At 71.6% G+C, this 23,765-nt stretch carries 20 protein-coding genes; 6 read left to right on the forward strand and 14 right to left on the reverse strand.

Features of this window, described 5'->3' with window-relative positions; all coding sequences use genetic code 11:
• The first annotated feature begins 11 nt into the window (after nucleotides 1-11).
• The 4 genes from tal to pgl all read left to right on the forward strand — a co-directional run bounded on the left by tal (nucleotide 12) and on the right by pgl (nucleotide 4,655).
• Nucleotides 12-1,130: a transaldolase gene (tal, locus tag ACZ4XJ_RS06310; RefSeq protein ID WP_362878186.1), complete on the forward strand. Its 1,119-nt coding sequence runs from the start codon at nucleotides 12-14 to the stop codon at nucleotides 1,128-1,130.
• Nucleotides 1,131-1,135: 5 nt separating this feature from the next.
• On the forward strand, nucleotides 1,136-2,662 hold the full coding sequence (zwf, locus tag ACZ4XJ_RS06315; RefSeq protein WP_281209421.1) for a glucose-6-phosphate dehydrogenase: 1,527 nt from the start codon (nucleotides 1,136-1,138) through the stop codon (nucleotides 2,660-2,662).
• Nucleotides 2,659-3,762 carry a glucose-6-phosphate dehydrogenase assembly protein OpcA gene (gene opcA, locus ACZ4XJ_RS06320; protein WP_468495506.1) on the forward strand — a complete coding sequence of 368 codons (1,104 nt, stop codon included), beginning with the start codon at nucleotides 2,659-2,661 and terminating at the stop codon, nucleotides 3,760-3,762. Before zwf ends, opcA begins: the two co-directional genes overlap by 4 nt.
• A 110-nt stretch (nucleotides 3,763-3,872) precedes the next feature.
• Complete coding sequence (gene pgl, locus ACZ4XJ_RS06325; protein WP_362878190.1) at nucleotides 3,873-4,655, forward strand: 6-phosphogluconolactonase; 783 nt, start codon at nucleotides 3,873-3,875, stop codon at nucleotides 4,653-4,655.
• Between the two features lie 74 nt (nucleotides 4,656-4,729).
• Here the strand turns inward: pgl and pgi are convergent, their stop codons facing one another.
• From pgi to ACZ4XJ_RS06390, 13 genes are all read right to left on the reverse strand, one after another.
• Nucleotides 4,730-6,385, reverse strand: coding sequence for a glucose-6-phosphate isomerase (gene pgi, locus ACZ4XJ_RS06330; protein ID WP_468495920.1), 1,656 nt, complete (start codon nucleotides 6,383-6,385; stop codon nucleotides 4,730-4,732).
• A gap of 167 nt (nucleotides 6,386-6,552) precedes the next feature.
• Complete coding sequence (locus ACZ4XJ_RS06335) at nucleotides 6,553-6,888, reverse strand: RNA polymerase-binding protein RbpA (protein ID WP_007263454.1); 336 nt, start codon at nucleotides 6,886-6,888, stop codon at nucleotides 6,553-6,555.
• 165 nt (nucleotides 6,889-7,053) lie between these two features.
• Nucleotides 7,054-7,284, reverse strand: coding sequence for a preprotein translocase subunit SecG (secG, locus tag ACZ4XJ_RS06340; RefSeq protein WP_362878819.1), 231 nt, complete (start codon nucleotides 7,282-7,284; stop codon nucleotides 7,054-7,056).
• 133 nt (nucleotides 7,285-7,417) lie between these two features.
• The gene (tpiA, locus tag ACZ4XJ_RS06345; protein ID WP_362878678.1) at nucleotides 7,418-8,206 is read right to left on the reverse strand and encodes a triose-phosphate isomerase; all 789 of its coding nucleotides are present in this window, start codon (nucleotides 8,204-8,206) and stop codon (nucleotides 7,418-7,420) included.
• A gap of 6 nt (nucleotides 8,207-8,212) precedes the next feature.
• The gene (locus tag ACZ4XJ_RS06350) at nucleotides 8,213-9,433 is read right to left on the reverse strand and encodes a phosphoglycerate kinase (RefSeq protein WP_362878680.1); all 1,221 of its coding nucleotides are present in this window, start codon (nucleotides 9,431-9,433) and stop codon (nucleotides 8,213-8,215) included.
• A 132-nt stretch (nucleotides 9,434-9,565) separates the two neighbouring features.
• Complete coding sequence (gene gap / locus ACZ4XJ_RS06355) at nucleotides 9,566-10,573, reverse strand: type I glyceraldehyde-3-phosphate dehydrogenase (protein ID WP_362878682.1); 1,008 nt, start codon at nucleotides 10,571-10,573, stop codon at nucleotides 9,566-9,568.
• 208 nt (nucleotides 10,574-10,781) lie between these two features.
• Nucleotides 10,782-13,742: a M14 family metallopeptidase gene (locus ACZ4XJ_RS06360; RefSeq protein ID WP_468495507.1), complete on the reverse strand. Its 2,961-nt coding sequence runs from the start codon at nucleotides 13,740-13,742 to the stop codon at nucleotides 10,782-10,784.
• Between the two features lie 143 nt (nucleotides 13,743-13,885).
• Nucleotides 13,886-14,881, reverse strand: a complete 996-nt coding sequence (gene whiA / locus ACZ4XJ_RS06365; RefSeq protein WP_362878686.1) for a DNA-binding protein WhiA — start codon at nucleotides 14,879-14,881, stop codon at nucleotides 13,886-13,888.
• Nucleotides 14,872-15,936, reverse strand: a complete 1,065-nt coding sequence (locus ACZ4XJ_RS06370; RefSeq protein WP_362878688.1) for a gluconeogenesis factor YvcK family protein — start codon at nucleotides 15,934-15,936, stop codon at nucleotides 14,872-14,874. The genes whiA and ACZ4XJ_RS06370 overlap by 10 nt, the downstream gene beginning before the upstream one ends.
• A complete protein-coding gene (gene rapZ, locus ACZ4XJ_RS06375) occupies nucleotides 15,933-16,892 on the reverse strand; it encodes an RNase adapter RapZ (RefSeq protein ID WP_362878690.1) in 960 nt (319 codons plus the stop codon). Before rapZ ends, ACZ4XJ_RS06370 begins: the two co-directional genes overlap by 4 nt.
• The gene (gene uvrC, locus ACZ4XJ_RS06380; RefSeq protein ID WP_362878691.1) at nucleotides 16,889-18,949 is read right to left on the reverse strand and encodes an excinuclease ABC subunit UvrC; all 2,061 of its coding nucleotides are present in this window, start codon (nucleotides 18,947-18,949) and stop codon (nucleotides 16,889-16,891) included. The genes rapZ and uvrC overlap by 4 nt, the downstream gene beginning before the upstream one ends.
• Before the next feature lie 310 nt (nucleotides 18,950-19,259).
• Nucleotides 19,260-20,171, reverse strand: coding sequence for a hypothetical protein (locus tag ACZ4XJ_RS06385; RefSeq protein WP_468495921.1), 912 nt, complete (start codon nucleotides 20,169-20,171; stop codon nucleotides 19,260-19,262).
• A gap of 5 nt (nucleotides 20,172-20,176) precedes the next feature.
• Nucleotides 20,177-20,785 carry a papain-like cysteine protease family protein gene (locus tag ACZ4XJ_RS06390; RefSeq protein ID WP_362878694.1) on the reverse strand — a complete coding sequence of 203 codons (609 nt, stop codon included), beginning with the start codon at nucleotides 20,783-20,785 and terminating at the stop codon, nucleotides 20,177-20,179.
• Nucleotides 20,786-21,022: 237 nt separating this feature from the next.
• Between ACZ4XJ_RS06390 and ACZ4XJ_RS06395 the strand changes: the two genes are divergently transcribed.
• A complete protein-coding gene (locus ACZ4XJ_RS06395; protein WP_468495508.1) occupies nucleotides 21,023-22,138 on the forward strand; it encodes a hypothetical protein in 1,116 nt (371 codons plus the stop codon).
• Nucleotides 22,139-22,221: 83 nt separating this feature from the next.
• Here the strand turns inward: ACZ4XJ_RS06395 and ACZ4XJ_RS06400 are convergent, their stop codons facing one another.
• Entirely contained in the window at nucleotides 22,222-22,653 is a 432-nt protein-coding gene (locus ACZ4XJ_RS06400; RefSeq protein WP_468495509.1) for a Rieske (2Fe-2S) protein, read from the reverse strand.
• Nucleotides 22,654-22,783: 130 nt separating this feature from the next.
• On the opposite strand from ACZ4XJ_RS06400, the gene ACZ4XJ_RS06405 reads away from it, so the two are divergent.
• The gene (locus tag ACZ4XJ_RS06405) at nucleotides 22,784-23,668 is read left to right on the forward strand and encodes a carbohydrate kinase family protein (RefSeq protein ID WP_362878699.1); all 885 of its coding nucleotides are present in this window, start codon (nucleotides 22,784-22,786) and stop codon (nucleotides 23,666-23,668) included.
• Nucleotides 23,669-23,765: the final 97 nt, after the last annotated feature.

The following is a 23,765-nucleotide window of genomic DNA, read 5'->3' on the forward strand; positions in this document are numbered from 1 at the left end:
ATGCAATTCCCATGACAGACGCACTCAAGCGCCTCTCCGACGAGGGCGTGGCGATCTGGCTGGACGACCTGTCCCGCAAGCGCATCACGTCCGGCAACCTCGCCGAGCTGATTGACCAGCAGCACGTGGTCGGTGTCACCACCAACCCGTCGATCTTCCAGAAGGCCATCAGCAGCGGTGACGGCTACGAGCAGCAGCTCGCGGACCTCGCCGCCCGCAAGGTCACCGTCGACGAGGCCATCCGCATGATCACGACGGTGGACGTCCGTGACGCCGCCGACATCCTGCGGCCGGTCTACGACCGGACCGAGGGCCAGGACGGCCGCGTGTCGATCGAGGTCGACCCGCGCCTGGCGCACAACACCACGGCGACCATCGCCGAGGCCAAGCAGCTCGCCTGGCTGGTGGACCGCCCGAACACCCTGATCAAGATCCCGGCGACCGAGGCCGGCCTGCCGGCGATCACCGAGGTCATCGGCAAGGGCATCAGCGTCAACGTGACGCTGATCTTCTCGCTGGAGCGCTACCGCGCCGTGATGGACGCCTACCTGGCGGGGCTGGAGAAGGCGAAGGCCGCGGGCCTGGACCTCTCCAAGATCCACTCGGTCGCGTCGTTCTTCGTGTCCCGCGTGGACAGTGAGATCGACAAGCGTCTGGACGGCATCGGCACCGACGAGGCCAAGGCCCTGAAGGGCAAGGCGGCCCTCGCCAACGCCCGTCTGGCCTACGAGGCCTTCGAGGAGGTGTTCGGCGGCGAGCGCTGGGCGGCCCTGGACAAGGCGCAGGCCAACAAGCAGCGTCCGCTGTGGGCCTCGACCGGCGTCAAGGACCCGGCCTACAAGGACACCCTGTACGTGGTGGACCTGGTCGCGCCCGGCACCGTGAACACCATGCCCGAGGCCACCCTGGAGGCCACCGCCGACCACGGCGAGGTCTCCGGCGACACCATCCGCGGCGCCTACGAGCAGTCCCGCACCGAACTCGACGCGGTCGCGAAGCTCGGCATCTCGTACGACGATGTGGTGCAGCTGCTCGAGGACGAAGGCGTCGAGAAGTTCGCGGACGCCTGGAACGACCTGCTGAAGTCGACCGAGGCGGAGCTCAAGCGCCTCGCCCCCACGGAGGACTGAGTCTTTTGTCGGTGAACGGAGCGAACCCGCTTCGTGACGCACAGGACCGGCGGCTCCCGCGCATCGCGGGGCCGTCCGGCCTGGTCATTTTCGGCGTTACGGGTGACCTGTCGCGCAAGAAGCTCATGCCGGCCGTCTACGACCTCGCCAACCGCGGCCTGTTGCCGCCGGGTTTCTCGCTGATCGGGTTCGCCCGCCGCGAGTGGCAGGACGAGGACTTCGCCCAGGAGGTGCACGACGCGGTCAAGGAGCACTCGCGCACCCCCTTCCGCGAGGAGGTCTGGCAGCAGCTGGTGCAGGGCTGCCGGTTCGTCCAGGGCGACTTCGACGACGACGCGGCCTTCGAGACCCTCAAGGCGACCATCGAGGAACTGGACAAGGCGCAGGGCACGGGCGGCAACTTCGCCTTCTACCTCTCGGTGCCCCCCAAGTTCTTCCCCAAGGTCGTCCAGCAGCTCAAGGACCACGGTCTGGCGCAGAAGGAGGGTTCCTGGCGGCGTGCCGTCATCGAGAAGCCCTTCGGCCACGACCTGAAGAGCGCGGAAGAGCTCAACAAGGTCGTTCACGAGGTGTTCCCCCGTGACGAGGTCTTCCGGATCGACCACTACCTCGGCAAGGAGACCGTCCAGAACATCCTGGCGCTCCGCTTCGCCAACACGATGTTCGAGCCGATCTGGAACCGGTCGTACGTCGACCACGTGCAGATCACGATGGCCGAGGACATCGGCATCGGCGGCCGGGCCGGTTACTACGACGGCATCGGCGCGGCCCGCGACGTCATCCAGAACCACCTGCTGCAGCTGCTGGCGCTCACCGCGATGGAGGAGCCCGGCTCCTTCCACCCGAAGGCGCTGGTGGCCGAGAAGCTCAAGGTGTTGACCGCCGTGGAGCTGCCCGAGGACCTGGGCAAGCACACCGTGCGCGGCCAGTATTCGGGAGCCTGGCAGGGCGGCGAGAAGGTCGTCGGGTACCTCGAAGAGGACGGCATCGACCCCAAGTCGAAGACCGACACCTACGCGGCCATCCGCCTGGAGATCAACAACCGCCGCTGGGCCGGCGTCCCGTTCTACCTGCGGACGGGCAAGCGCCTGGGCCGTCGGGTGACCGAGATCGCCGTCGTCTTCAAGCGGGCCCCCTACCTGCCGTTCGAGTCGGGCGCGACCGAGGAGCTGGGGCAGAACGCCCTGGTCATCCGGGTCCAGCCGGACGAGGGCGTGACCGTCCGCTTCGGCTCCAAGGTGCCCGGCACCTCGATGGAGGTCCGGGACGTCACGATGGACTTCGCCTACGGCGAGTCCTTCACCGAGTCCAGCCCCGAGGCGTACGAGCGGCTGATCCTCGATGTCCTGCTGGGCGACGCGAACCTCTTCCCGCGTCACCAGGAGGTCGAGCTGTCCTGGAACATCCTCGACCCGATCGAGGAGTACTGGGACAAGCACGGCAAGCCCGCCCAGTACCCGGCGGGTACCTGGGGGCCGGTCGAGGCGGACGAGATGCTCGCACGAGACGGACGGAGCTGGCGCCGGCCATGAAGATCGACCTCACGGAGACCACCTCCAGCAGGATCAACGCCGCGTTGGTGCAGGCGCGCCGGGACATCGGCACGCCGGCCATCGGCATGGTCCTCACGCTGGTGATCGTGACCGACGAGGAGAACGCGTACGACGCGCTCAAGTCGGCGAACGACGCTTCCCACGAACACCCCTCGCGGATCATCGTCGTCGTCAAGCGGGTCAGCCGCTCGCCGCGCAGTCGCCGCGAGGCCCGTCTCGACGCGGAGATCCGCGTCGGTGCGGACTCCGGCACCGGCGAAACGGTTGTGCTCCGCCTGCACGGTGAACTGGTCGACCACGCCCAGTCGGTGGTTCTCCCGCTCCTGCTGCCCGACGCCCCCGTGGTCGTCTGGTGGCCGGAGGGTGCTCCGGCCGACCTGGCGGGCGATCCGCTGGGCGCGCTGGGGCAGCGCCGGATCACGGACACGTACTCGTGCGAGGACCCCATCGGGGCCCTCGGTGGCCGGGCGGCGGCCTACGCCCCCGGCGACACGGACCTGTCCTGGACCCGGATCACTCCGTGGCGCTCGATGCTGGCCGCGGCGCTGGACCAGCACCCGGACGTGGCCGTCGTCTCGGCGGTCGTCGAGGGCGAGGGCGACAACCCGAGCTGCGAGCTGCTGGCCATGTGGATGGCGGACCGCCTCGGCGTACCCGTCAACCGCACCCTGTCGGGCGGTCCGGGGCTGACCGCCGTACGCATGGAGACCAAGGACGGCGTGATCGTCCTGGACCGCGCGGACGGCGCCCTGGCCACGCTGTGCATCCCTGGTCAGCCCGACCGGGCGGTGGCGCTCAAGCGCCGCGACACGGCCGAGCTGCTCGCGGAGGAACTGCGCCGGCTCGACCCGGACAACACCTACGAGGCCTCGCTGAAGTTCGGCGTGGCCCGGCTGGAGGCGTCCGCCGCGGCGGCGACCGCGTCCAAGGCCCCGGCGAAGCCGGCCGGAACCAAGGCCGCCGGAACCAAGGCGGAGCCCGCGGCGGATGCCGCGGCCGACGCTGCGGCCGATGCCGCGGCCGGGTCCCTGGCCCCGAAGCCGGCCGCCAAGCCGGCCAAGAAGGCCGGCGCCAAGTAGCAGCTGTACGGGGCCCTTTCCCTCCGGGGGAAGGGCCCCGCCCAGTACCACCCCGCACCCCCCGCACCCCCCGCACCCCGGAACTACCAATAAGGCGGCAGCACATGGGTATGACGACTCCCCAGGTCGTCGTCCACCGGGACAAGGAGCTGATGGCCCAGGCCGCGGCGGCCCGGCTCATCACGAAGATCGTGGACGCGCAGGCGGCCCGGGGCAGCGCCTCCGTGGTCCTGACCGGCGGTCGCAACGGCAACGGCCTGCTCGCGGCCCTCGCCGCCGCCCCCGCCCGGGACGCGATCGACTGGGCCCGCGTCGACCTGTGGTGGGGCGACGAGCGGTACCTCCCCGAGGGCGACCCCGAGCGCAATTGCACCCAGGCCCGCGAGGCCCTCCTGGACTCCGTCCCGGTGGACCCGGCCCGCGTGTACGCGATGCCCGCCTCCGACGGCCCGTACGGCGCCGACGTGGACGCGGCGGCGGCGTCCTACGCCGCCCTGCTGGCGAAGGCGGCCGGCCCCGAGGACCACGGCCCGGTCCCCCGCTTCGACGTGCTGATGCTGGGCGTCGGCCCCGACACCCACGTGGCGTCCCTGTTCCCGGAACACCCCGCGACCCGCGAGACGGAGCGTACGGTCGTCGGCGTCCACGGCGCCCCGAAGCCGCCGCCCACCCGGATCTCCCTCACCTTCCCGGCGATCCGGGCGGCCCGTGAGGTCTGGTTGCTGGCGGCCGGTGAGGACAAGGCCGGCGCCGTCACCCTTGCCCTGGGCGGGGCGGGCGGCGTCCAGGCACCGGCGGCCGCAGCCGTCGGCCGCAGCCGCACCCTGTGGCTGCTGGACCGCGCGGCCGCGGCCGGACTGCCGTCCGACATGTACCCGCCGGCCTCCGCCTGACCGCACCCCGTACGCACGAAGGGCCCGGCCCCCGCGACCGTTCGGTCGCGGGGGCCGGGCCCTTCGTGCGCGGGTCAGGCGCGGCCGCGCAGCTCGCGGTAGGCGGCCACCAGGGTCCGGGTCGACGGGTCCAGGGACCCGGTGTCCGCGCCCTCCGTCAGAGCCGGCTCCAGCCGCTTGGCGAGGACCTTGCCCAGTTCGACTCCCCACTGGTCGAAGGAGTCGATGTTCCACACCGCGCCCTGGACGAACACCTTGTGCTCGTAGAGCGCGATCAGCTGGCCGAGGACCGACGGGGTCAGCTCGCCGGCGAGGATCGTCGTCGTCGGGTGGTTGCCCCGGAACGTCTTGTGGGGGACGAGCTCCTCGGCGACGCCCTCCGCCCGGACCTCCTCGGCGGTCTTGCCGAAGGCCAGGGCCTGCGTCTGCGCGAAGAAGTTCGCCATCAGCAGGTCGTGCTGGGCCGCCAGGGTCGGCGGCAGCTCGGCCAGGGGCCGGGCGAACCCGATGAAGTCGGCGGGGATCACCTTCGTCCCCTGGTGGATCAACTGGTAGTACGCGTGCTGCCCGTTGGTGCCGGGCGTGCCCCACACCACCGGTCCGGTCTGCCAGTCCACCCGGTTGCCGTCCCGGTCGACGGACTTGCCGTTCGACTCCATGTCCAGCTGCTGCAAGTACGCGGTGAAGCGCGACAGGTAGTGGCTGTAGGGCAGGACCGCGTGCGACTGCGCGTCGTGGAAGCCGCCGTACCAGATCCCCAACAGGCCCAGCAGGAACGGAGCGTTCTGCTCGGGCGGCGCCGTGCGGAAGTGCTCGTCCATCAAGTGGAAGCCGCCGAGCATCTCCTCGAAGGCGTCCGGGCCGACGGCGATCATGAGCGAGAGCCCGATGGCCGAGTCGAAGGAGTAGCGTCCGCCGACCCAGTCCCAGAACCCGAACATGTTGGCCGTGTCGATGCCGAACTCCTCGACCTTCTCGGCGTTGGTCGACAACGCCACGAAGTGGCGCGCCACCGCGGCCTGGTCACCGCCGAGGCCCGCCAGCAGCCACGTGCGCGCCGAGGTGGCGTTGGTGATGGTCTCGATGGTGGTGAAGGTCTTGGACGCGATGATGAAGAGGGTCTCGGCCGGGTCCAGGTCCCGCACGGCCTCGTGCAGGTCGGCGCCGTCCACGTTGGACACGAAGCGCACGGTCAGCGAGCGGTCGGTGAAGGCGCGCAGCGCCTCGTACGCCATCGCCGGACCGAGGTCGGATCCGCCGATGCCGATGTTGACGACGTTCTTGATCGGCTTGCCGGTGTGACCCTTCCACTCCTCCGACCGGACGCGGTCGGAGAAGGTCCGCATCCTGCCGAGGACTTCGTGCACGTCGGGTACGACGTTCTCGCCGTCCACCTCGACCACGGCGCCGGCCGGCGCGCGCAGCGCGGTGTGCAGGACGGCCCGGTCCTCGGTCGTGTTGATCTTCTCGCCGCGGAACATGGCGTCCCGCAGTTCCGCCACGCCGGTGGCGGAAGCCAGTTCGCGCAGCAGCGCGAGCGTCTCGTCCGTGACGAGGTGCTTCGCGTAGTCGATGTACAGGTCCCCGACCCGCAGGGTGTAGTTGGTGCCCCGGTCCGGGTCGGTCTCGAACAGCTCCCGCAGATGCGTCTGCCCCAACTCGTCGCGGTGCTTGCCGAGTGCGTTCCACTCGGGCGTCCGGTTGAGCCTCGTACGGCTGTCTGCGTTCATCTCGGACATCAACCCACTTCTTCCTGTCCTGTTGTGCCCCGCCGCCTCCAAACCTAAGGGATCCGAAGGCGGACAACGCACACAAAGGGGCCCGGCCCGCGGGATTCGTACTCCCACGGACCGGGCCCCCGGTCACTCTTGAGTGCTGCTCAGGTTCGCGCCGAGTCTCAGATCTCGCCGCGGAGCTTCGCGAGCGCCTCGGCGAGGATGGCTTCGCCGTCGGCGTCCGTGCGCCGTTCCCGGACGTACGCGAGGTGCGTCTTGTAGGGCTCGGTGCGCGGCGGGGCGGGCGGGTTGTCCCGGTCCTGTCCGGCCGGGAATCCGCAGCGCGGGCAGTCCCAGGTGTCGGGCACCTGCGCGTCGCTGGCGAAGCTGGGCTGCGTCTCGTGCCCGTTCGAGCACCAGAAGGAGATGCGCAGGCGGGGCGCGGATTCGCCGCGCTCGGCCTCGCCCATCGGCCCGGCTCCGACCCGACTTCCACGAATCGCGTTGCCACTTGCCACGGTCGTAACTCCCTGCGTGATGGTGCCGCAAAGCGTGAGGAATTCCCGCTGAGGGCGCCCCGGTCTACGTGAAGCCGAGCAGAATCACTGGTTCCGCAACCGGAACGCCGGACCTCAGGATAGGCCCGTCACGGTGGCCGGTACCGCCGCAATGACCAAAACCGGTCAGCTGCTCGTCTTCATGAAGAGACCGAGCGTGACGATGCAGGCGAACCACAGCAGGCCGACCACGACGGTGATGCGGTCCAGGTTGCGCTCCGCCACGGAGGAACCACCGACCGACGACTGCATGCCGCCGCCGAACATGTCGGAGAGGCCGCCGCCCTTGCCCTTGTGCATCAGCACGAGCAGCATCAGCAGGGCGCTGAAGACGACCAGGGCGATCGAGAACCCCATAATCACGGCTGATTCCTACTTTCTGGGCATTCTGGGCTTGTTTCACCGGGCCTGCGACGGGCGCGGGGGCCAGCGGCTGCCGGTGCAGCCCCTGGCCCCCGCAAGGGTACGACGGATCCGCCCTACCGCATACTCACTGGTCGCGGAAGCGAGCGATCTTGACGAACTCGTCCACGTCCAGTGCCGCGCCGCCGATCAGGGCCCCGTCGACGTCGGGCTGGGCCATGATCGCGGCGATGTTGCCGGACTTCACCGAGCCGCCGTACTGGATGCGGACCTTGTCGGCCAGCTCCTGCGAGTACAGCTCCGCGAGGCGGCCGCGGATCGCCCCGCACACCTCCTGCGCGTCCTCGGGGGTGGCGACCTCGCCGGTCCCGATGGCCCAGACGGGCTCGTACGCGATCACGATGGACTCGGCCTGCTCGGCCGGGAGGTCCTTGAGGCCGCCGTCGACCTGCGCCAGCGTGTGGGGGACCTGCTCGCCGGCCTTGCGGACGTCGAGGCCCTCGCCGACGCACAGGATCGGCGTGATCCCGTGCTTGTACGCGGCCTTGACCTTGGCGTTGCAGATCTCGTCGTTCTCGCCGTGGTACTGGCGGCGCTCGCTGTGGCCGACGGCCACGAAGGAGCACTTCAGCTTCGCCAGCATCGGGCCGGAGATCTCGCCGGTGTAGGCGCCGGAGTCGTGCTGCGAGATGTCCTGGGCGCCGTACTTGATCTTCAGCTTGTCGCCGTCGACCAGGGTCTGGACCGAGCGCAGGTCGACGAAGGGCGGCAGGACCGCGATCTCGACGGCGTCGTAGTCCTTGTCGGCCAGTGCGAAGGCGAGCTTCTGGACGTGGGCGATGGCCTCGAGGTGGTTGAGGTTCATCTTCCAGTTGCCCGCCATCAGCGGGGTGCGGCCGTTTTCAACTGCGGTCATGTGGGTTCAGCCCTCCAGGGCAGCGAGGCCGGGGAGCGTCTTGCCTTCGAGGTATTCGAGGCTGGCGCCGCCACCGGTGGAAATGTGACCGAAGGCGTTCTCGTCGAAGCCCAGGATGCGGACCGCCGCGGCGCTGTCGCCACCGCCGACGACGGTGAAGGCGTCGCTGTCGACGAGGGCCTGCGCGATGGCGGTGGTGCCGTCCGCGTAGTCGGGGTGCTCGAAGACGCCGACCGGGCCGTTCCAGAAGACGGTCTTGGCATCGGCGATCTTCGACGCGTAGAGCTCGCGCGTCTTCGGGCCGATGTCCAGGCCCTCCTTGTCCGAGGGGATCTTGTCCGCGTCGACGGTCTCGAAGTCGGCCGGGGCCTTGGTCTTCAGATCCGGGAACTCGGACGAGACCAGGATGTCGACCGGGAGGACCAGTTCGACGCCGGTCTCCTCGGCACGCTTCATGTACTCCGTGACGACCGGGATCCGGTCCTCCTGGAGCAGGGAGATGCCGACCTCGTGGCCCTGGGCCTTGAGGAAGGTGTAGGCCATGCCGCCGCCGATGAGGATGCGGTCGGCCTTGCCGAGCAGCTCGTCGATGACGGCGAGCTTGTCGGAGACCTTGGCGCCGCCGAGGACCACCACGTACGGGCGCTCGACCTCGGCGGTCAGCTTCTTCAGGACGCCGACCTCGGTGGCGATGAGGTAACCGGCCGCGTGCGGCAGGCGCGCGGGCAGGTCGAAGACCGAGGCGTGCTTGCGGTGGACGGCGCCGAAGCCGTCGCCGACGTAGACGTCGGCCAGTTCGGCGAGCTGGTCCGCGAAGGCGCCGCGCTCGGCGTCGTCCTTCGAGGTCTCACCGGCGTTGAAGCGCAGGTTCTCCAGAACGGCGACCCGGCCGTCGGTGAGGGCGGCGACGGTCTCCTTGGCGGACGTCCCGACGGTGTCGGTGGCGAACGCGACCTCCGCGCCGAGCAGCTCGCCGAGGCGGGCGGCGGCGGGGGCGAGGGAGAACTCCGGCTCCACGCCGGTGCCCTTCGGACGGCCGAGGTGCGAAGCGACGACCACGCGGGCGCCCGCCTCGGCGAGCTTCGCGACGGTCGGCCGGACGGCGCGGATGCGGCCGTCGTCGGTGATCGTGGTGGTGCCCTTGGCGAACGGGACGTTGAGGTCCGCGCGGACGAAGACCCGCTTGCCCTTGACGCCCTCGGCGAGCAGTTCGTCGATCGTCTTCATGTGTTTCTACTCCTTTGATGCCTTCACCCGAAGGGCGAGGAAGGGAGAACGAGGCAAGCAACAGGGCCCGTGCGGCGCTCCATCGCGCCACCCGGACCCTGTACTCACATCGTGGTGCCTTGCCCTGCGTACTTAGAGCTGACCGCCGACGAAGACGGTGAGGTCGACGAGACGGTTGGAGTAGCCCCACTCGTTGTCGTACCAGCCGACGACCTTAACCTGCGTTCCGTCCTGCACCATCGTCAGGGAGGAGTCGAAGGTGCAGGAGGCCGGCCAGTTGACGATGTCCGAGGACACGATGGCGTCCTCGGTGTAGTCGAGGATCCCCTTCAGCTGGCCCTCGGAGGCCTTCTGGAAGGCGGCGTTGATCTCTTCCACGGTGGTCTCGCGGGAGAGCTCCAGTACGAGGTCGGTGACCGAGCCCGTGGGGACCGGGACGCGCATCGCGATGCCGTCCAGCTTGCCCTTGAGCTGCGGGAGGACCAGCGCGGTGGCCTTGGCGGCACCGGTGGACGTCGGGATGATGTTCTCGGCGGCGGCGCGGGCGCGGCGCAGGTCCGAGTGCGGGAAGTCCAGGATGCGCTGGTCGTTCGTGTACGCGTGGACCGTCGTCATCATGCCCTTGACGATGCCGAAGTTCTCGTCGAGGACCTTGGCCATCGGCGCCACACAGTTGGTGGTGCAGGAGGCGTTGGAGATGACGTGGTGGTTGGCCGCGTCGTACTTGTCGTGGTTGACGCCCATCACGATCGTGATGTCCTCGTCCTTGGCCGGAGCCGAGATGAGGACCTTCTTCGCGCCGGCCGCGATGTGCTTGGCGGCGTCGGCCTTCTTCGTGAAGATGCCGGTCGACTCGATGACGATGTCGGCGCCCAGCTCGCCCCAGGGGAGGTTCGCGGGGTCGCGCTCGGCGAACGTCTTGAAGGTGTTGCCGTCGACCGTGATGGTGTCGTCGGTGTGGGAGACCTCGGCCTTGAGGCGACCCAGGATGGTGTCGTACTTGAGCAGGTGCACCAGGGTCGCGTTGTCAGTCAGGTCGTTGACACCGACGATCTCGATGTCCGCTCCCTGCTCCAGGAGCGCCCGGAAGTAGTTGCGGCCAATTCGGCCAAAGCCGTTGATGCCTACGCGGATCGTCACGAACCGATCTCCTCGTTGGGTGCGCCGGCCTGTCCGCCGGCGAGCTGTATGGGATGTCCCCGACCGCTTACGACCCTACCTCTCCGTGAGCTTTGGAGTGACATCGATCGAGGCCTGACACGCCCCGGGGGCCGTACCACTGGTGCGGGCACGGGCCCCCCGGGACTTCGTGCCCGTCACTCAGGGTGAGTGACGGGAGGGGCGCTGATCAGCGGTTCAGCGCTCGGAGCGCCTTACCGACGAGTAGGGCGCGGTCCGTTGCGGCCGGCACGTGTTCGAGGCCGAAGCCGAGGAGCACCGTGTCACGCGTAGTGACCGACGCGTAGGACTTGAACAGTTCGCCGGTCCTGGACCAATCGCCGGGAACATCGGGACTTCCGGCCGGGGCGCCCTGCGCGGTCCAGGTGCCGAGGGAGGTCTCGAAGCCCTCGGCGGCCCGGTCGGCCCCGCCGACGTTGAGCCGGGCCTCGTCCGCGAACACGCCGCGGCCGCCGGAGCCCGGGTCGGTGATGGAGGAGAGGGAGACCTCGACGGACCTGCCGGCCCAGGCGCTCAGGTCGAAGGTGACCTGCTTCCAGCCTCCGGAGGAGCCGGTGAAGCTGTTCCAGCTGCCGCTGGTGCCCTGCGGCGCGCAGCCGCCGCCGTCGAGGGTGAGGTAGCGGCGCAGGAACGGGTGCCCGTTCAGCAGGAAGCCCGCCTCGCACTCCGCGGGGACGGTGGTCGAGCTCAGCCCGCCGGTGTCCGGGAGCGTGGTCCAGTCGTCCCCGCCGGCCGTACGGGCCTCCAGGGCGGCGTGGTCGTAGCCCTCCTCGGTGTTCCAGTTGAGGGCCAGCTTCAGCTGCGGCCGGTCGGCGGCGGTGACCCCGGTGAGGTCGATGGTGCGGGTGAGCCGCTTCCAGTCGTCGTCGGCGTGGGTGGCCGAGGCCATCCCGGCGCCGGCGTAGGGCGCGTACGGGTTGGCCACCCCGGCGTACTGACCCGCCTGGGCGCTCCTGAACTGCGGGAACTGTGCGGGCGGCAGGGTTTCGGAGGTCACGGTGTAGGCGCCCGGGGCGTTGAGCGGGTTGCCCGCCGCGTCGCCGAGGCCCGCCTTGGAGCCGTTCAGGGCTCCGGTGCCGGTGAAGCCGGTGGGGGCGCCGACGCTCGCCCGTCCGTAGGCGCCGAGCCAGTACTGGCTGAAGTCGTTGGTCACGGCCCGGCCGACCTGGGCGTTGCCGCCCGCCAGTTCACCGGCCTCGATGAGCTTGCCGCCCTCGTTGAGGAAGTCGCGGACCGCCAGCTGGGTGTCGCCGCCGGGGGTCTTGGCGCCGGTGTAGTGGACGACGGTCCCGAAGTGCGACAGCACCCCGAGGTGGTGCGGGACGCCCTGGGTCGCCACGTCCCAGACGGCCGCGGACTTCCCGTTGGCGCGCAGCGCGTCCACGTAGGCCGCGGCGTGCTGTGCCTTCGCGCCCTCCTCGGCGATGACGAGGACGTCCGCGCGGGGCCGTTCGGCGACGGTGTACGTGAAGTGCTCGCCAGAAACCTGCTTGCCGGAGCGGTCGCGGCCGGTGAACCAGACCTCGACCTTGTCGCCGGGGCGGGCGCCGTCGATCTTCGCGCGGTACTCGTCGAACCAGTTGTTGTCCTCGCCGCCGTAGACGTCGCCGCCCTTCCAGGCCCTGAGGTCCTCGTCGTGCGTGCGGCCCCCGTTGATCCGGTAGTTGAGCTCCTTGTCGCGCAGGGCCTTGCGGGCGGTGACGGAGACCGTCTGGTCCTCGCCGCGGCCGGCCCAGGAGGTGGTGAAGGGGTCGGGGGTGAAGTCCGCGGCGCTCAGGCCGACGGCGGAGGCCGGTTGGTCCGGGTGCGCGGCGCTCTCGCCGACGGTCAGCGCGAAGGGGATGTTCTTGGCGAACTCGCCCTGGATGAGCTTCTCGTCGTCCGGGAAGTTGAAGCCGGAGGCGCAGTCCTCGGGCTTCCACGGGTCGTTCGGATCGATCTCGGAGGCCGTCTGGCAGGTGGTCATCTCGGGGGTGAACATCATGGTGCCGTTGACGTTCGCGGCGTGGCCGTCGGCCTCGCCGTTGGTCGTGTACAGCTCGGAGGACAGCTGGGGGTAGTAGCCGGGGACGGCCGGCTTCTCCGGGGTGCCCGCCAGGGCCTGGTAGGCCACGTCGTCCGGGGTGGGGGTGGCCACCTGCCAACCGACGCCGTAGAGGATCAGTTCGGAGGCCGAGTGGTAGTTGATGGCGTACTCGAAGCCGATCCGCTTCTGGAAGGCGTCGAGGGCGCGGGTCTCCGGTTCGGAGCCGCCCTGGGGGCCCCGGTAGGTCTCGCTCGACGCGTTCGGTGAGGAGCCCTCGTTGTCGTAGCCCCATTTGTAGGAGAAGTTGCGGTTGAGGTCGACGCCGTCGCCGCCGGTGATCTTTCCGTCGCCGTTGTTGTCGCGCATGTTCTTGCGCCACAGTCGGGCGCTGTCGGCGGTGAAGGTGTGGTCGTATCCGTCGGGGTTGGCGGAGAGCAGGAACCACAGCTCGGTGGAGTCCACCAGCCGGGTGACCCGCGGGTCCTTGCCGTAGTTGTCGAGCGTGTGGTGCATCAGCCGCCGGGTCATCTCGGGGGTGATCCACTCGCGGGCGTGCTGGTTGGACATGTAGAGCACGGACGGCTTGTCGCCGTCCTTGCCCTTCTTGGCGTTCTTGGTGACCTTGAGCGCGAGGATGTCCTTGCCCTGGACGGTCTTGCCGATGGAGACGACCTTGGTGAGCGCCTGGTGCTCCCGGGCGGTGCTCAGGATCTCCTCCTGGAGTCCGCCCTTGCCGCTGTACGGGCGGAACACCCCGTCCCCGGCGGCCTTGGCGCGGGCCAGGCCCTGGCTGGACGCCTTGCGTTCGGCGAGCTTGATCCCCTGGGCGGCGAGTTGCTCGGCCTGGCCGCCGGTGAGGAAGAGTTCGATCTTGGCGGTGCCGCTCTCCGGGGCACGTTCGGCGAGTTCGTGGGCGTCCTGGCCGGCCGCGAGCACGAGCGGGACCTGCTCGCGGGTGATGTCGGCGTCGTAGACCCGTACCTCGTCGGCGCCGGATCCGGTGCCGGGTGCGGGCTGGGCCTGGGCCGCGGCGGGTAGCGCGGCCAATGTGGTTCCGATGACGAATGCGGTTGCGGCGAGGATCGTTCTCGCGCGGTGCCTCATGTGCCCCCCTGGGCGTCGTCTGCCACGAAAGCGTGCGGACGCCAGGCTCACGAGCGGCCCGTGCTCATGTCAATGGGGCGTACCGCGAAGGGGCCCGCACGGGTGAGCGTGCGGGCCCCTTGTGGCGTACGGGCGGGGGCGGGTCAGACCGACATGTTGTCGGCCAGTTCCTCGCTGAGGTCGAGGTTGGATTCGGTGCCCGGGATGCCGAGGTCCTGGGCCCGCTTGTCGGCCATCGCCAGGAGGCGACGGATCCGGCCGGCGACCGCGTCCTTGGTCAGCGGCGGGTCGGCCAGGGCGCCCAGTTCCTCCAGGGAGGCCTGCTTGTGCTCCATGCGCAGCCGACCGGCGGCGGCGAGGTGCTCGGGGACCTCGTCGGCCAGGATCTCCAGGGCGCGCTGCACCCGGGCTCCGGCGGCCACCGCGGCCCGCGCCGAGCGGCGCAGGTTGGCGTCGTCGAAGTTCGCGAGCCGGTTGGCGGTGGCGCGGACCTCGCGCCGCATCCGCCGCTCCTCCCAGGCCAGCACCGACTCGTGGGCGCCGAGGCGGGTGAGGAGGGCGCCGATGGCGTCGCCGTCGCGGACCACGACCCGGTCCACGCCGCGCACCTCCCGGGCCTTGGCGGCGATGGACAGCCGGCGGGCGGCGCCGACCAGGGCGAGGGCGGCCTCCGGTCCGGGGCAGGTGACCTCCAGGGAGGAGGAACGGCCCGGTTCGGTGAGGGAGCCGTGGGCGAGGAAAGCACCGCGCCAGGCCGCCTCCGCGTCACAGGTGGCCCCGGAGACCACCTGCGGGGGCAGGCCCCGGATGGGCCGGCCACGACCGTCGACGAGGCCCGTCTGACGTGCCAGCTGGTCGCCGCCCGCCACGACCCGTACGACGAAGCGGCTGCCCCGGCGCAGACCGCCCGGGGCCATCACGACCAGGTCCGAGGAGTGTCCGAAGATCTCCAGGATGTCCTTGCGCAGCCGGCGCGCGGCGATCCCGGTGTCGAGTTCCGCCTCGATGACGATGCGGCCGCTCACCAGGTGCAGGCCGCCCGCGAACCGAAGGATCGCCGAGACCTCCGCCTTCCTGCAGCAGGTCCGGGTGACGGGCAGGCGAGAGATCTCATCCTTCACCGCGGGCGTCATCGCCATGGGCCGATCCTTCCATGCATCCGAAAAATACGGTCGTACGCGGCGGCCAGCAGCTCCGGGTCGTGTTTCGGAGAGCCGTCCTGTCGGGCCACCGGCGCCAGCTCGACCGCGGCACCGAACCGTTTTGCGGCATCGGCGAGGGACTCGCGATCGGGCACGGCGGCCTCGTCGGCCAGCACCACGTCCAGGGCGAGTTTAGGGGCGTGTCGGGCCAAAACCTCCAAATGACGCTGCGGAGAGAAGCCTTCTGTTTCGCCGGGCTGCGGCGCGAGGTTCAGCGACAGCACCCGTCTCGCCTTCGTCTGCACCAGCGCGTCGAGCAGTTCCGGTACCAACAGGTGCGGAATGACGGACGAGAACCAGGACCCCGGACCGAGCACCACCCAGTCGGCGTCGAGCACCGCGGCGACGGCCTCCGGCACGGCCGGCGGGTCACGCGGCACGACCTGCACGGAGAGCACCTCGCCCGGGGTGAGGGCCACCGTGGCCTGCCCCCGGACGGTGTCGACGTCCTCCGGGCGGGCCGGATCGTGCCCCTTGACCAGCGCCTGGAGTTCCAGGGGCACCGCCGACATCGGCAGCACGCGGCCCTGGGCGCCCAGGAGTTTCCCGACCAGGTCGAGGGCCTGGACGGGGTCGCCGAGCTGTTCCCACAGGGCGACGATCAGCAGGTTGCCGACCGCGTGTTCGTGCAGGTCGCCCCGCGACTGGAAGCGGTGTTGGATGACGCGGGACCAGGTCTGGCCCCACTCGTCGTCCCCGCACAGCGCGGCCAGGGCCTTGCGCAGGTCGCCGGGCGGCAGGACGCCGAGCTCCTCCCGGAGTCGGCCGCTGGAGCCGCCGTCGTCGGCGACGGTGACCACCGCGGTGAGCTCGCCGGTGATCCGGCGCAGCGCGGCGAGGGAGGCCGACAGCCCCATGCCGCCGCCCAGGGCGACGACCTTGGGGGCGACCACCTTGGGCGCCGCGCCGCGGCGGCCGGTGCGGCCCGCGCCCTCTTCGCCCGCGGGGGCGGAGCGGCGCAGGCGGCGCAGCCGCAGGGTCCGTCCGGTCACTCGCGCCCCATGTCCCGGTGGACGACGACGGTCTCGACTCCCTCGGAGGCGAGGCGGGCGGCGAGCTTCTCGGACATGGCCACGCTGCGGTGCTTGCCGCCCGTGCAGCCGACCGCGATCGTCACGTACCGCTTGCCCTCGCGGCGGTAGCCGGTGGCGATGAGCTGGAGCAGCTCGGTGTAGCGGTCGAGGAACTCCTTGGCGCCGGGCTGGCTGAAGACGTACCCCGACACCTCCTCGTTGAGCCCGGTGAAGGGGCGCAGCTCCGGGACCCAGTGCGGGTTGGGGATGAAGCGACAGTCGACGACGAGGTCGGCGTCCACGGGCAGGCCGTACTTGTAGCCGAAGGACATGACGGTGGCCCGCAGTTCGGGCTCCTCGTCGCCCGCGAACTGGGCGTCCATCTTGGCGCGCAGTTCGTGCACGTTCAGGCTGGAGGTGTCGATGACCAGGTCGGCGTCGCCGCGCAGTTCGCGCAGCAGGTCACGCTCGGCGGCGATGCCGTCGGTGATGCGGCCGTCGCCCTGGAGGGGGTGCGGGCGGCGGACCGACTCGAAGCGGCGGACCAGGGCGTCGTCGGAGGACTCCAGGAAGACGATGCGCCGGTTGACGCCCTTGCTGTCGAGGTCGGAGAGCGACTCGCGCAGCGCGTCGAAGAACTGGCGGCCGCGTACGTCGACGACGACGGCGATCCGCGCCACGTTGCCCTGGGAGCGGGCGCCGAGCTCCACCATGGTGGGGATCAGCGCGGGCGGCAGGTTGTCGACGACGAACCAGCCGAGGTCCTCCAGGCACTTGGCCGCCGTGCTGCGGCCGGCTCCGGACATGCCGGAGATGATCACCAGTTCGGGGATGGCCGCCTCGGCGTTGTCGCCGGGCTCCACGGTCGTGCCCGTACTCACCTGTGCTCCGTCTCGGTCGTGCTCGGTCTTGCGTTCGGACTCGTGCTCGGTCATTGCTCGGTCCCCCGTTCGGACGGTGCTCCCGCTGGTGCGGGGGTCTCGTCCTCCATGATCTCTCCTGTCGCCGTATTGACGGCAGGACCGGCGGGTACCGCCTGCGCGAGGGCCGCGGCCACGGTCTCGGCGGTCTTGCGACCTATGCCCGGGACCTCGCAGATCTGGTCGATTGTCGCCTGTCTCAGCTTCTTCACCGAACCGAAGTGCTTGATCAGGGCGTGCTTGCGGCTCTCCCCGAGGCCGGGCACCTCGTCGAGCGGCCCGGACTTCAGCCGCTTGGCCCGCTTGCTGCGCTGGTACTGGATGGCGAAGCGGTGGGCTTCGTCACGGACCCGCTGGAGCAGGTAGAGGCCCTCGCTGGTGCGGGGCAGGACGACCGGGTCGTCCTCGCCGGGCAGCCACACCTCCTCCAGCCGCTTGGCCAGCCCGCACACGGCCACGTCGTCGACGCCGAGCTCCTCCAGGGCCCGCTTGGCGGCGGCGACCTGCGGTTTCCCGCCGTCGACCACGACGAGCTGCGGCGGGTAGGCGAAGCGGCGGGGCCTGCCGTCGTCCTCGGCCGGGACCTCGCCGTCCCGCGCGTCCTGGAGGTCCTCGGGGTGCTGGGCGACCTGCGCGGCCCGGCCGTCCTCGGGAGACCACTCCCCCGTCCTCAGCTTCTCCTGGAGGTAGCGGCGGAAGCGCCGGGAGACCACCTCGTGCATGGAGCGGACGTCGTCCTGCCCCTCGAAGGTCTTCATCTGGAAGCGGCGGTACTCGCTCTTGCGTGCGAGCCCGTCCTCGAAGACGACCATGGAGGCCACGACGTCGTCGCCCTGCAGGTGGGAGATGTCGAAGCATTCGATGCGCAGCGGGGCGCCGTCGAGCTCCAGGGCCTCGGCGATCTCCTCCAGGGCCCGGGAGCGGGTGGTGAGGTCGCCGGCGCGCTTGGTCTTGTGCAGGGCGAGGGACTGCTGGGCATTGCGGTGGACGGTCTCCATGAGGGCCTTCTTGTCCCCGCGCTGCGGGATGCGCAGGCTCACCTGGGAGCCGCGGCGCTCGGCCAACCACTCGTTCAGCGCGGGTGTGTCCTCCGGCAGCGCCGGGACCAGCACCTCCTTGGGGACGGCCTCGCCCTTCTCCTCGCCGTAGAGCTGCTGGAGGGCGTGCTCGACGAGGCCGGCGGTGTCCACGGCCTCCACCTTGTCGGTGACCCAGCCGCGCTGGCCGCGGACGCGCCCGCCCCGTACGTGGAAGATCTGCACTGCGGCTTCGAGCTCGTCCTCGGCGACGGCGATCAGGTCGGCGTCGGTGGCGTCCGCGAGGACCACGGCGTTCTTCTCCATGGCCCGGCGCAGCGCCCCGATGTCGTCGCGCAGCCGGGCGGCCTTCTCGTACTCCATCTCCTCGGCGGCCTCGTGCATGCTCGCTTCGAGGCGGGACAGGTAGGTGCCGGTGCGGCCGGCGATGAAGTCGCAGAAGTCCTCGGCGAGTTCGCGGTGCTCCTCCGGGGTGACCCGGCCGACGCAGGGCGCCGAGCACTTGCCGATGTAGCCGAGCAGACAGGGGCGGCCGATCTGCGCGGACCGCTTGAACACCCCCGCGGAGCACGTCCGGACGGGGAAGACCCGCAGCATCAGGTCGACCGTCTCGCGGATGGCCCAGGCGTGCCCGTACGGGCCGAAGTAGCGCACGCCCTTCTTCTTGGGGCCGCGCATCACCTGGACGCGCGGGTACTGCTCGTTCATGGTGACGGCGAGGGAGGGGTAGCTCTTGTCGTCCCGGTACTTGACGTTGAACCGGGGGTCGAACTCCTTGATCCAGGAGTATTCGAGCTGGAGCGCCTCGACCTCGGTGGAGACCACCGTCCACTCGACGGAGGCGGCCGTCGTGACCATGGTGGCGGTGCGCGGGTGCAGGTTCGCGACGTCCTGGAAGTAGCTGGCGAGCCGTTGGCGCAGGCTCTTGGCCTTCCCGACGTAGATCACCCGGCGGTGCTCGTCGCGGAACTTGTAGACCCCCGGGGAGTCGGGGACCTGCCCGGGTTTGGGGCGGTAGCTGGAAGGGTCGGCCATGCCGCCCACCCTACTGGCGCGCACCGACAACGGGCCGTACGCCGTCCGTACGGAGCCGGCGGGCGGGCGTCGGCGGACGGGCGGACGCGGCGGATCCGGGGTCGCCGGGGTCGCCCGGGCGGTCGGCCGCGGGACCCGGCCGTGGGAGGCGGCCGGGTCCCGCGGACGGGCGGTCAGGGCCCGCCCTGTGGGGAGGCAGGCCCTGCGGGGCGGATCCCGCGGGGTCGGGGTCAGGCCCGGGCCGGGGTCGGGCCAGGGCCGGGGTCGGGCCCGGGCCGGGGTCGGGCCGGGGTCAGGCCCGGGTCGTGGGTCAGGCCCGGGTCGGGGTGCGGCGGCGGCTCAGGAACAGCGCGCCCAGGGCGGCGAGGGCCAGGCCGGCGCCCGCTCCCCAGGCGAGCGGGGTCACCGGCGTGCGGGGTGCCGGCGCGGCAGCGGCGGCCGGGGCGGCGAGCGGGCTAGCGGCGAGCGGCCCGGCGCCGGGCTGCGCTGCCGGGGGTTGCGCCGCCGGGGGCAGCGCGGTCGGGTCCTCGAAGCCGCCGGCCTTGCCGTCGCGGGCGTAGGCGGAGCCGGGCAGCTTGTCCCCGTACGCCCGGGTGACCCGGGCCCGGTAGGCGTCCAGGCTGGTGCCGGCCTCGCCGACGGCCCGCACGGCGTCCTCGTCCAGCGGCAGCACGCGGCTGTCCCGGGCGACGAACCAGGCGTCGGTCTGGGGTTCGCGGAAGACGGTCCCGCCGGGGAGTTTCGCGGCGCCGAGTCCGACGTAGCGGAACTCGTCGTCGCCGGTGGCGATGTTCACCACCTGCCAGCCGCTCTCCGTGCGCGCGGTCCACAGGGCGGCCTGTTGGCCGTCCGAGGACACCGCCTTGGTCGCGAGGAACTCCAGGCGGGCCACGCCGGCGCCGGCCCGGCCCGCGACGAAGTCCGGGGAGAGGTGGTGGACGGGGACGGTCTCGCCCTCGATCCGGGGCTGCGCCGCCGCGAGCGACACCTTGCCCTCACGGGCGAAGAACCGGGAGAGGGTGGCCAGGGTCGCGGGGTCGGAGGCCGCCGCCCGGGCCTGCGCCCGGACCTCGGCGCCGGCGGTCGGGGGCTGGGGGACGGGGGCGGCGGCGGCCTGCCCGGCGAGGGTGAGCACGGCGGTGGCGGCGAGCGCCGCCACGGTGACGCGGCGTACGGGCCGGGGTCGCTGCGCGTGGGCCCGCGCCTGGGGTGCGGGGGTCATGGCGGTCACGCCCCGATCCGGTAGAGGGAGTGGGTCCAGGAGAAGGTGTTGTTGTTGACGTACCAGGCGTGGGAAGCCCAGTTGTAGCGGTCGCTGGAGGGCCAGGGGTCGCCCCAGTAGACCCAGCTGTTGGCGGTGTCGTAGCCGTAGAGCACGTGCATGTGGCCGCCTCCGTTGGACCACTGGATGCGGGTCTCGATGGGGCGGTTGGCGTTGATCTCGCCCTGCACGGTGGAGTACTGGAGCCAGCCCGTCACGTAGCTGCCGGGATTGACGCCGGCCCAGCGCAGGCCGGTCTGGACGTTGCCGAGGGTGGCCTGGTTGTTGGGGCACTCGGTGCCCTGTTGGCGGTTGAAGGCGGCGTTGCAGAACTGGTTCTGGCTGTAGTCGCGGCCGAACCAACCGGCGATGGTGTTGCCGCCGGCGGCCCAGCACCAGTTGGTCTTGAGCTGCGCCTGCATGGTGATGTTCAGGCGCTTGGTGGCGAGGGCGGCGCTCGTGGTGTCCGTACCGGGGCCGGCCGCGGCGGCGGAGCCGGAACCGATCGGCAGCAGGACGAGGAGCAGGGCGGAGACGAGGGCGGCCAGGGACAACCGTCTGTTGTGCTTGCGCATCGCGTTCCTCCCGAGGTGGGGACCCGAGGTGGGAAGTGGGGGGGGAGCGCGTCCGGACGCTGTGGAGGAGCATCAGGGTGTTGTCGCGATCAGGTCAACAGGCTTCAATACGCGGTGACGTCGCGGTGTGAACGGTGGGGCTGTGGTGTGAACGGTTGCTGTGGTTCCACCTGCTCTCCCCCGCGCCGCCCGACGGCCCCCACGTCGGCGGATGTGAACGTTCACAGAGGAGTCGCCATGCGCCCGACCGGCGACACGGCAAGCACGGCGGGTGCGGCAGGCACCGCAGGCACCGCAGGCGTGCCCCGCGCGACCGGTTCGACCCACCCGCCCGCCACGCCCGCCACGGCCGGTCCATCCGCCACGTCCGGGCCGTCCGGGCCGTCCGGGCCGTCCGGGCCGACGGACGCGGCGGGCACGACGGCCTCGGCGGAGAGCGGCCCGTTGGGCCCGTTGTTGCGCGGCGGCCCCTTCCACCTCGCCCTGCGCGCCGCCCTGGCGGCGCGCGGGCTGCCCCTGCACCGGGTGCAGCACCGGCTCGCCGCCCGCGGCATCAAGGTGGGCGTCACCAGCCTGAGTTACTGGCAGCAAGGGGCTCGGCGGCCGCGCCACCCGGAGTCGCTGCGGGCGGTGTCCGCGCTGGAGCAGATCCTGGAACTGCCGAACGGCGCGCTGCTACGGCTGCTGGCCGCCCCTGAGGGCTCCCCGGGCGGCCCCGGCCGACCGGCGGCCCGCCCGTACCGGGCCCTGGTGAGCGTGGGGGCGGCGGTGGAACAGTTGCTCGACGGCCTGGAACTGCCCGCCGACGGGGGCCTGCACTCGGTCGGCCACCACGAGCGGGTCCGCATCGGGGCGGACGGCGAACTGCGCCGCCGCGCCTCGCAGCAGATCGTCCGCGCGCACCGCGACGGCGTCGACCGTTACTTGGCCGTCCACCACGGCGATCCGGGCTGCGACGCCTCCCGGGTGGAGGTCCGGGCGCACGAGAACTGCCGGACGGGCCGGGTCCGCTGCCACCCGGAGGCCGGGGTGGTGGTCGCGGAGCTGCTGTTCGACGCCCGGCTGCGGCGCGGGGACACGTACGTCTTCGGGTACGGCATCGAGGACGGCACGGGGGCGCGGAGCGCCGAGTACGTGCGCGGGTTCAGCTACGCGGGCGGCCAGTACATGCTCCAGGTCCACTTCGACGAGGCGGCCCTGCCGGTGCGCTGCCGACGGTTCGCCCGGACCGGCCCGCTGGCACCCCGTACCGGCCTGTCCGACCTGACGCCCAGCGGCCGGCACCGGTCGGTGCACCTGGTGGAGCAGGGCGTGCGGCGCGGGATCCTCGGGATCGCCTGGGACTGGGAGTAGCCCGCGAGCCACCGGCCGTCCGGGCCGGTTCGCGGCGCCGTGCCCGAGCGAAGCGGGTCCACCGGGCCACGACCGCGGGCCGACTAGCCGGCGATGAGCTTGCCGTTCTCCGCCTTGACCGGGACGGCGGGCAGCGGTTCGGTGGCCGGGCCGCGCAGCACCTCGCCGGTGGCGAGGTCGAACCGGCTGCCGTGGCAGGGGCAGTTGCCCTCCCCCTCGACGATCTTGTCGAGGACGCAGCCGGCGTGCGTGCACTGGGCGCTGAACGCCTTGTACTGGCCCTCCGCCGGGCAGCTGACGACGACCTTCCGCTCCCGGAACAGCTTCGCGCCCCCGACCGGTACGGCGGACGCGGCGCCCAGCTCGACCGGCTCCTGCGGGACCGCGGGGCTGCCGTTGCCGCTGTTGGTCTCGGTGGAGCACGCCGACAGGGCCGCTCCGGCGCCGACGGCCCCGGCGAGCGCGGCGGCGCCCTTGAGCACGGTACGGCGGGCGGCGGACTGCGACGCGGACATGCGTTTCTCCTGGTACGAGGGCCGGCCGCGGGGGCGGGCCCGGTGGGGGTGCGGTCCGCGGAGCTCACGACGAGGCGGGCCGGCGGGCCCACCCGACGATACCGGGGCCGGATGGGATACCTTCCCCCGCGTGATCGTCGTCGGTGGAGAAGCCCTGATCGACCTCGTGCCCGTCGCGCAGCCGCCGGGCGCCCTGCTGCCGCGACCCGGCGGCGGCCCGTACAACACCGCGCTGGCGCTGGGCCGGCTCGGGGCCGCGGTCGCCTTCTGCTCGCGGGTGTCGTCGGACGGGTTCGGCGAGGCCGTGCTCGCCGGACTGCGGGCCGCCGGGGTGGACCTCTCGCTGGTGCGACGCGGTCCGGAGCCGACCACCTTGGCCGTGCCCTCGCTGGCCCCGGACGGCTCGGCCGCGTACCGCTTCTACGTCGAGGGCACCGCCGACCGGTTCTTCACCCTGCCGCCCGCGCTGCCGGCGGGCGTACGGGCCCTCGCGCTCGGCACCTGTTCGCTCGTCCTGGAGCCCGGCGCGAGCGCGTACGACGCCCTGCTGCGGCGGGAGTCGGGGCGCGGGCTGCTGACCCTGATGGACCCCAACATCCGCCCGGCGCTGATCGCGGACCCGGCCGGGTACCGCGAGCGCTTCCTCGCCCGGTTGCCGTACGTGTCCGTCCTGAAGCTGTCGGAGGAGGACGCGGCCTGGCTCGGCGGCCGGCCCGCGGACTGGCTGGCCGCGGGGCCGTCGGCCGTGGTGCTCACCCGGGGCGCGGCCGGGCTGACCGTGTGGACGGCCGGGGGCGCGGAACACAGCGCCTCGGCCCGCCCGGTCGCCGTCGTGGACACCATCGGCGCGGGCGACACCGTCAACGCGGCGCTGCTGCACCGGCTCGTCGGTACGGACCCGGCGGACGCCGACTGGCCGGACCTGTTGGCCTACGCCGCCCACGCGGCGGCCCTGACCTGTACCCGGGCCGGCGCCGAGCCGCCGTACGCGGCCGAGCTGGGACCCGGCCGATAGCCCCGGGCCGCCGGCGAGCGGCCGATGGCGCCGGGCCGGTGCCGCTCGGCCGATGGCGGCCCACACCGTACGGGCGACGGCGGGGCGGATCCGTCGG

The organism is Streptomyces sp. NPDC029836, from assembly GCF_055574495.1.

Excerpts from the sequence above, each read along its gene's own strand:
- rapZ (WP_362878690.1), bottom strand. The coding sequence starts at position 16,892 with ATGACCGAGCACGAGTCCGAACGCAAGACCGAGCACGACCGAGACGGA.
- ACZ4XJ_RS06400 (WP_468495509.1), bottom strand. The coding sequence starts at position 22,653 with ATGTCCGCGTCGCAGTCCGCCGCCCGCCGTACCGTGCTCAAGGGCGCC.
- ACZ4XJ_RS06350 (WP_362878680.1), bottom strand. The coding sequence starts at position 9,433 with ATGAAGACGATCGACGAACTGCTCGCCGAGGGCGTCAAGGGCAAGCGG.
- tpiA (WP_362878678.1), bottom strand. The coding sequence starts at position 8,206 with ATGACCGCAGTTGAAAACGGCCGCACCCCGCTGATGGCGGGCAACTGG.
- pgl (WP_362878190.1), top strand. The coding sequence starts at position 3,873 with ATGACGACTCCCCAGGTCGTCGTCCACCGGGACAAGGAGCTGATGGCC.
- opcA (WP_468495506.1), top strand. The coding sequence starts at position 2,659 with ATGAAGATCGACCTCACGGAGACCACCTCCAGCAGGATCAACGCCGCG.
- ACZ4XJ_RS06360 (WP_468495507.1), bottom strand. The coding sequence starts at position 13,742 with ATGAGGCACCGCGCGAGAACGATCCTCGCCGCAACCGCATTCGTCATC.
- ACZ4XJ_RS06390 (WP_362878694.1), bottom strand. The coding sequence starts at position 20,785 with ATGCGCAAGCACAACAGACGGTTGTCCCTGGCCGCCCTCGTCTCCGCC.
- uvrC (WP_362878691.1), bottom strand. The coding sequence starts at position 18,949 with ATGGCCGACCCTTCCAGCTACCGCCCCAAACCCGGGCAGGTCCCCGAC.
- ACZ4XJ_RS06385 (WP_468495921.1), bottom strand. The coding sequence starts at position 20,171 with ATGACCCCCGCACCCCAGGCGCGGGCCCACGCGCAGCGACCCCGGCCC.
- secG (WP_362878819.1), bottom strand. The coding sequence starts at position 7,284 with ATGGGGTTCTCGATCGCCCTGGTCGTCTTCAGCGCCCTGCTGATGCTG.
- whiA (WP_362878686.1), bottom strand. The coding sequence starts at position 14,881 with ATGGCGATGACGCCCGCGGTGAAGGATGAGATCTCTCGCCTGCCCGTC.
- pgi (WP_468495920.1), bottom strand. The coding sequence starts at position 6,385 with ATGAACGCAGACAGCCGTACGAGGCTCAACCGGACGCCCGAGTGGAAC.
- tal (WP_362878186.1), top strand. The coding sequence starts at position 12 with ATGACAGACGCACTCAAGCGCCTCTCCGACGAGGGCGTGGCGATCTGG.
- ACZ4XJ_RS06395 (WP_468495508.1), top strand. The coding sequence starts at position 21,023 with ATGCGCCCGACCGGCGACACGGCAAGCACGGCGGGTGCGGCAGGCACC.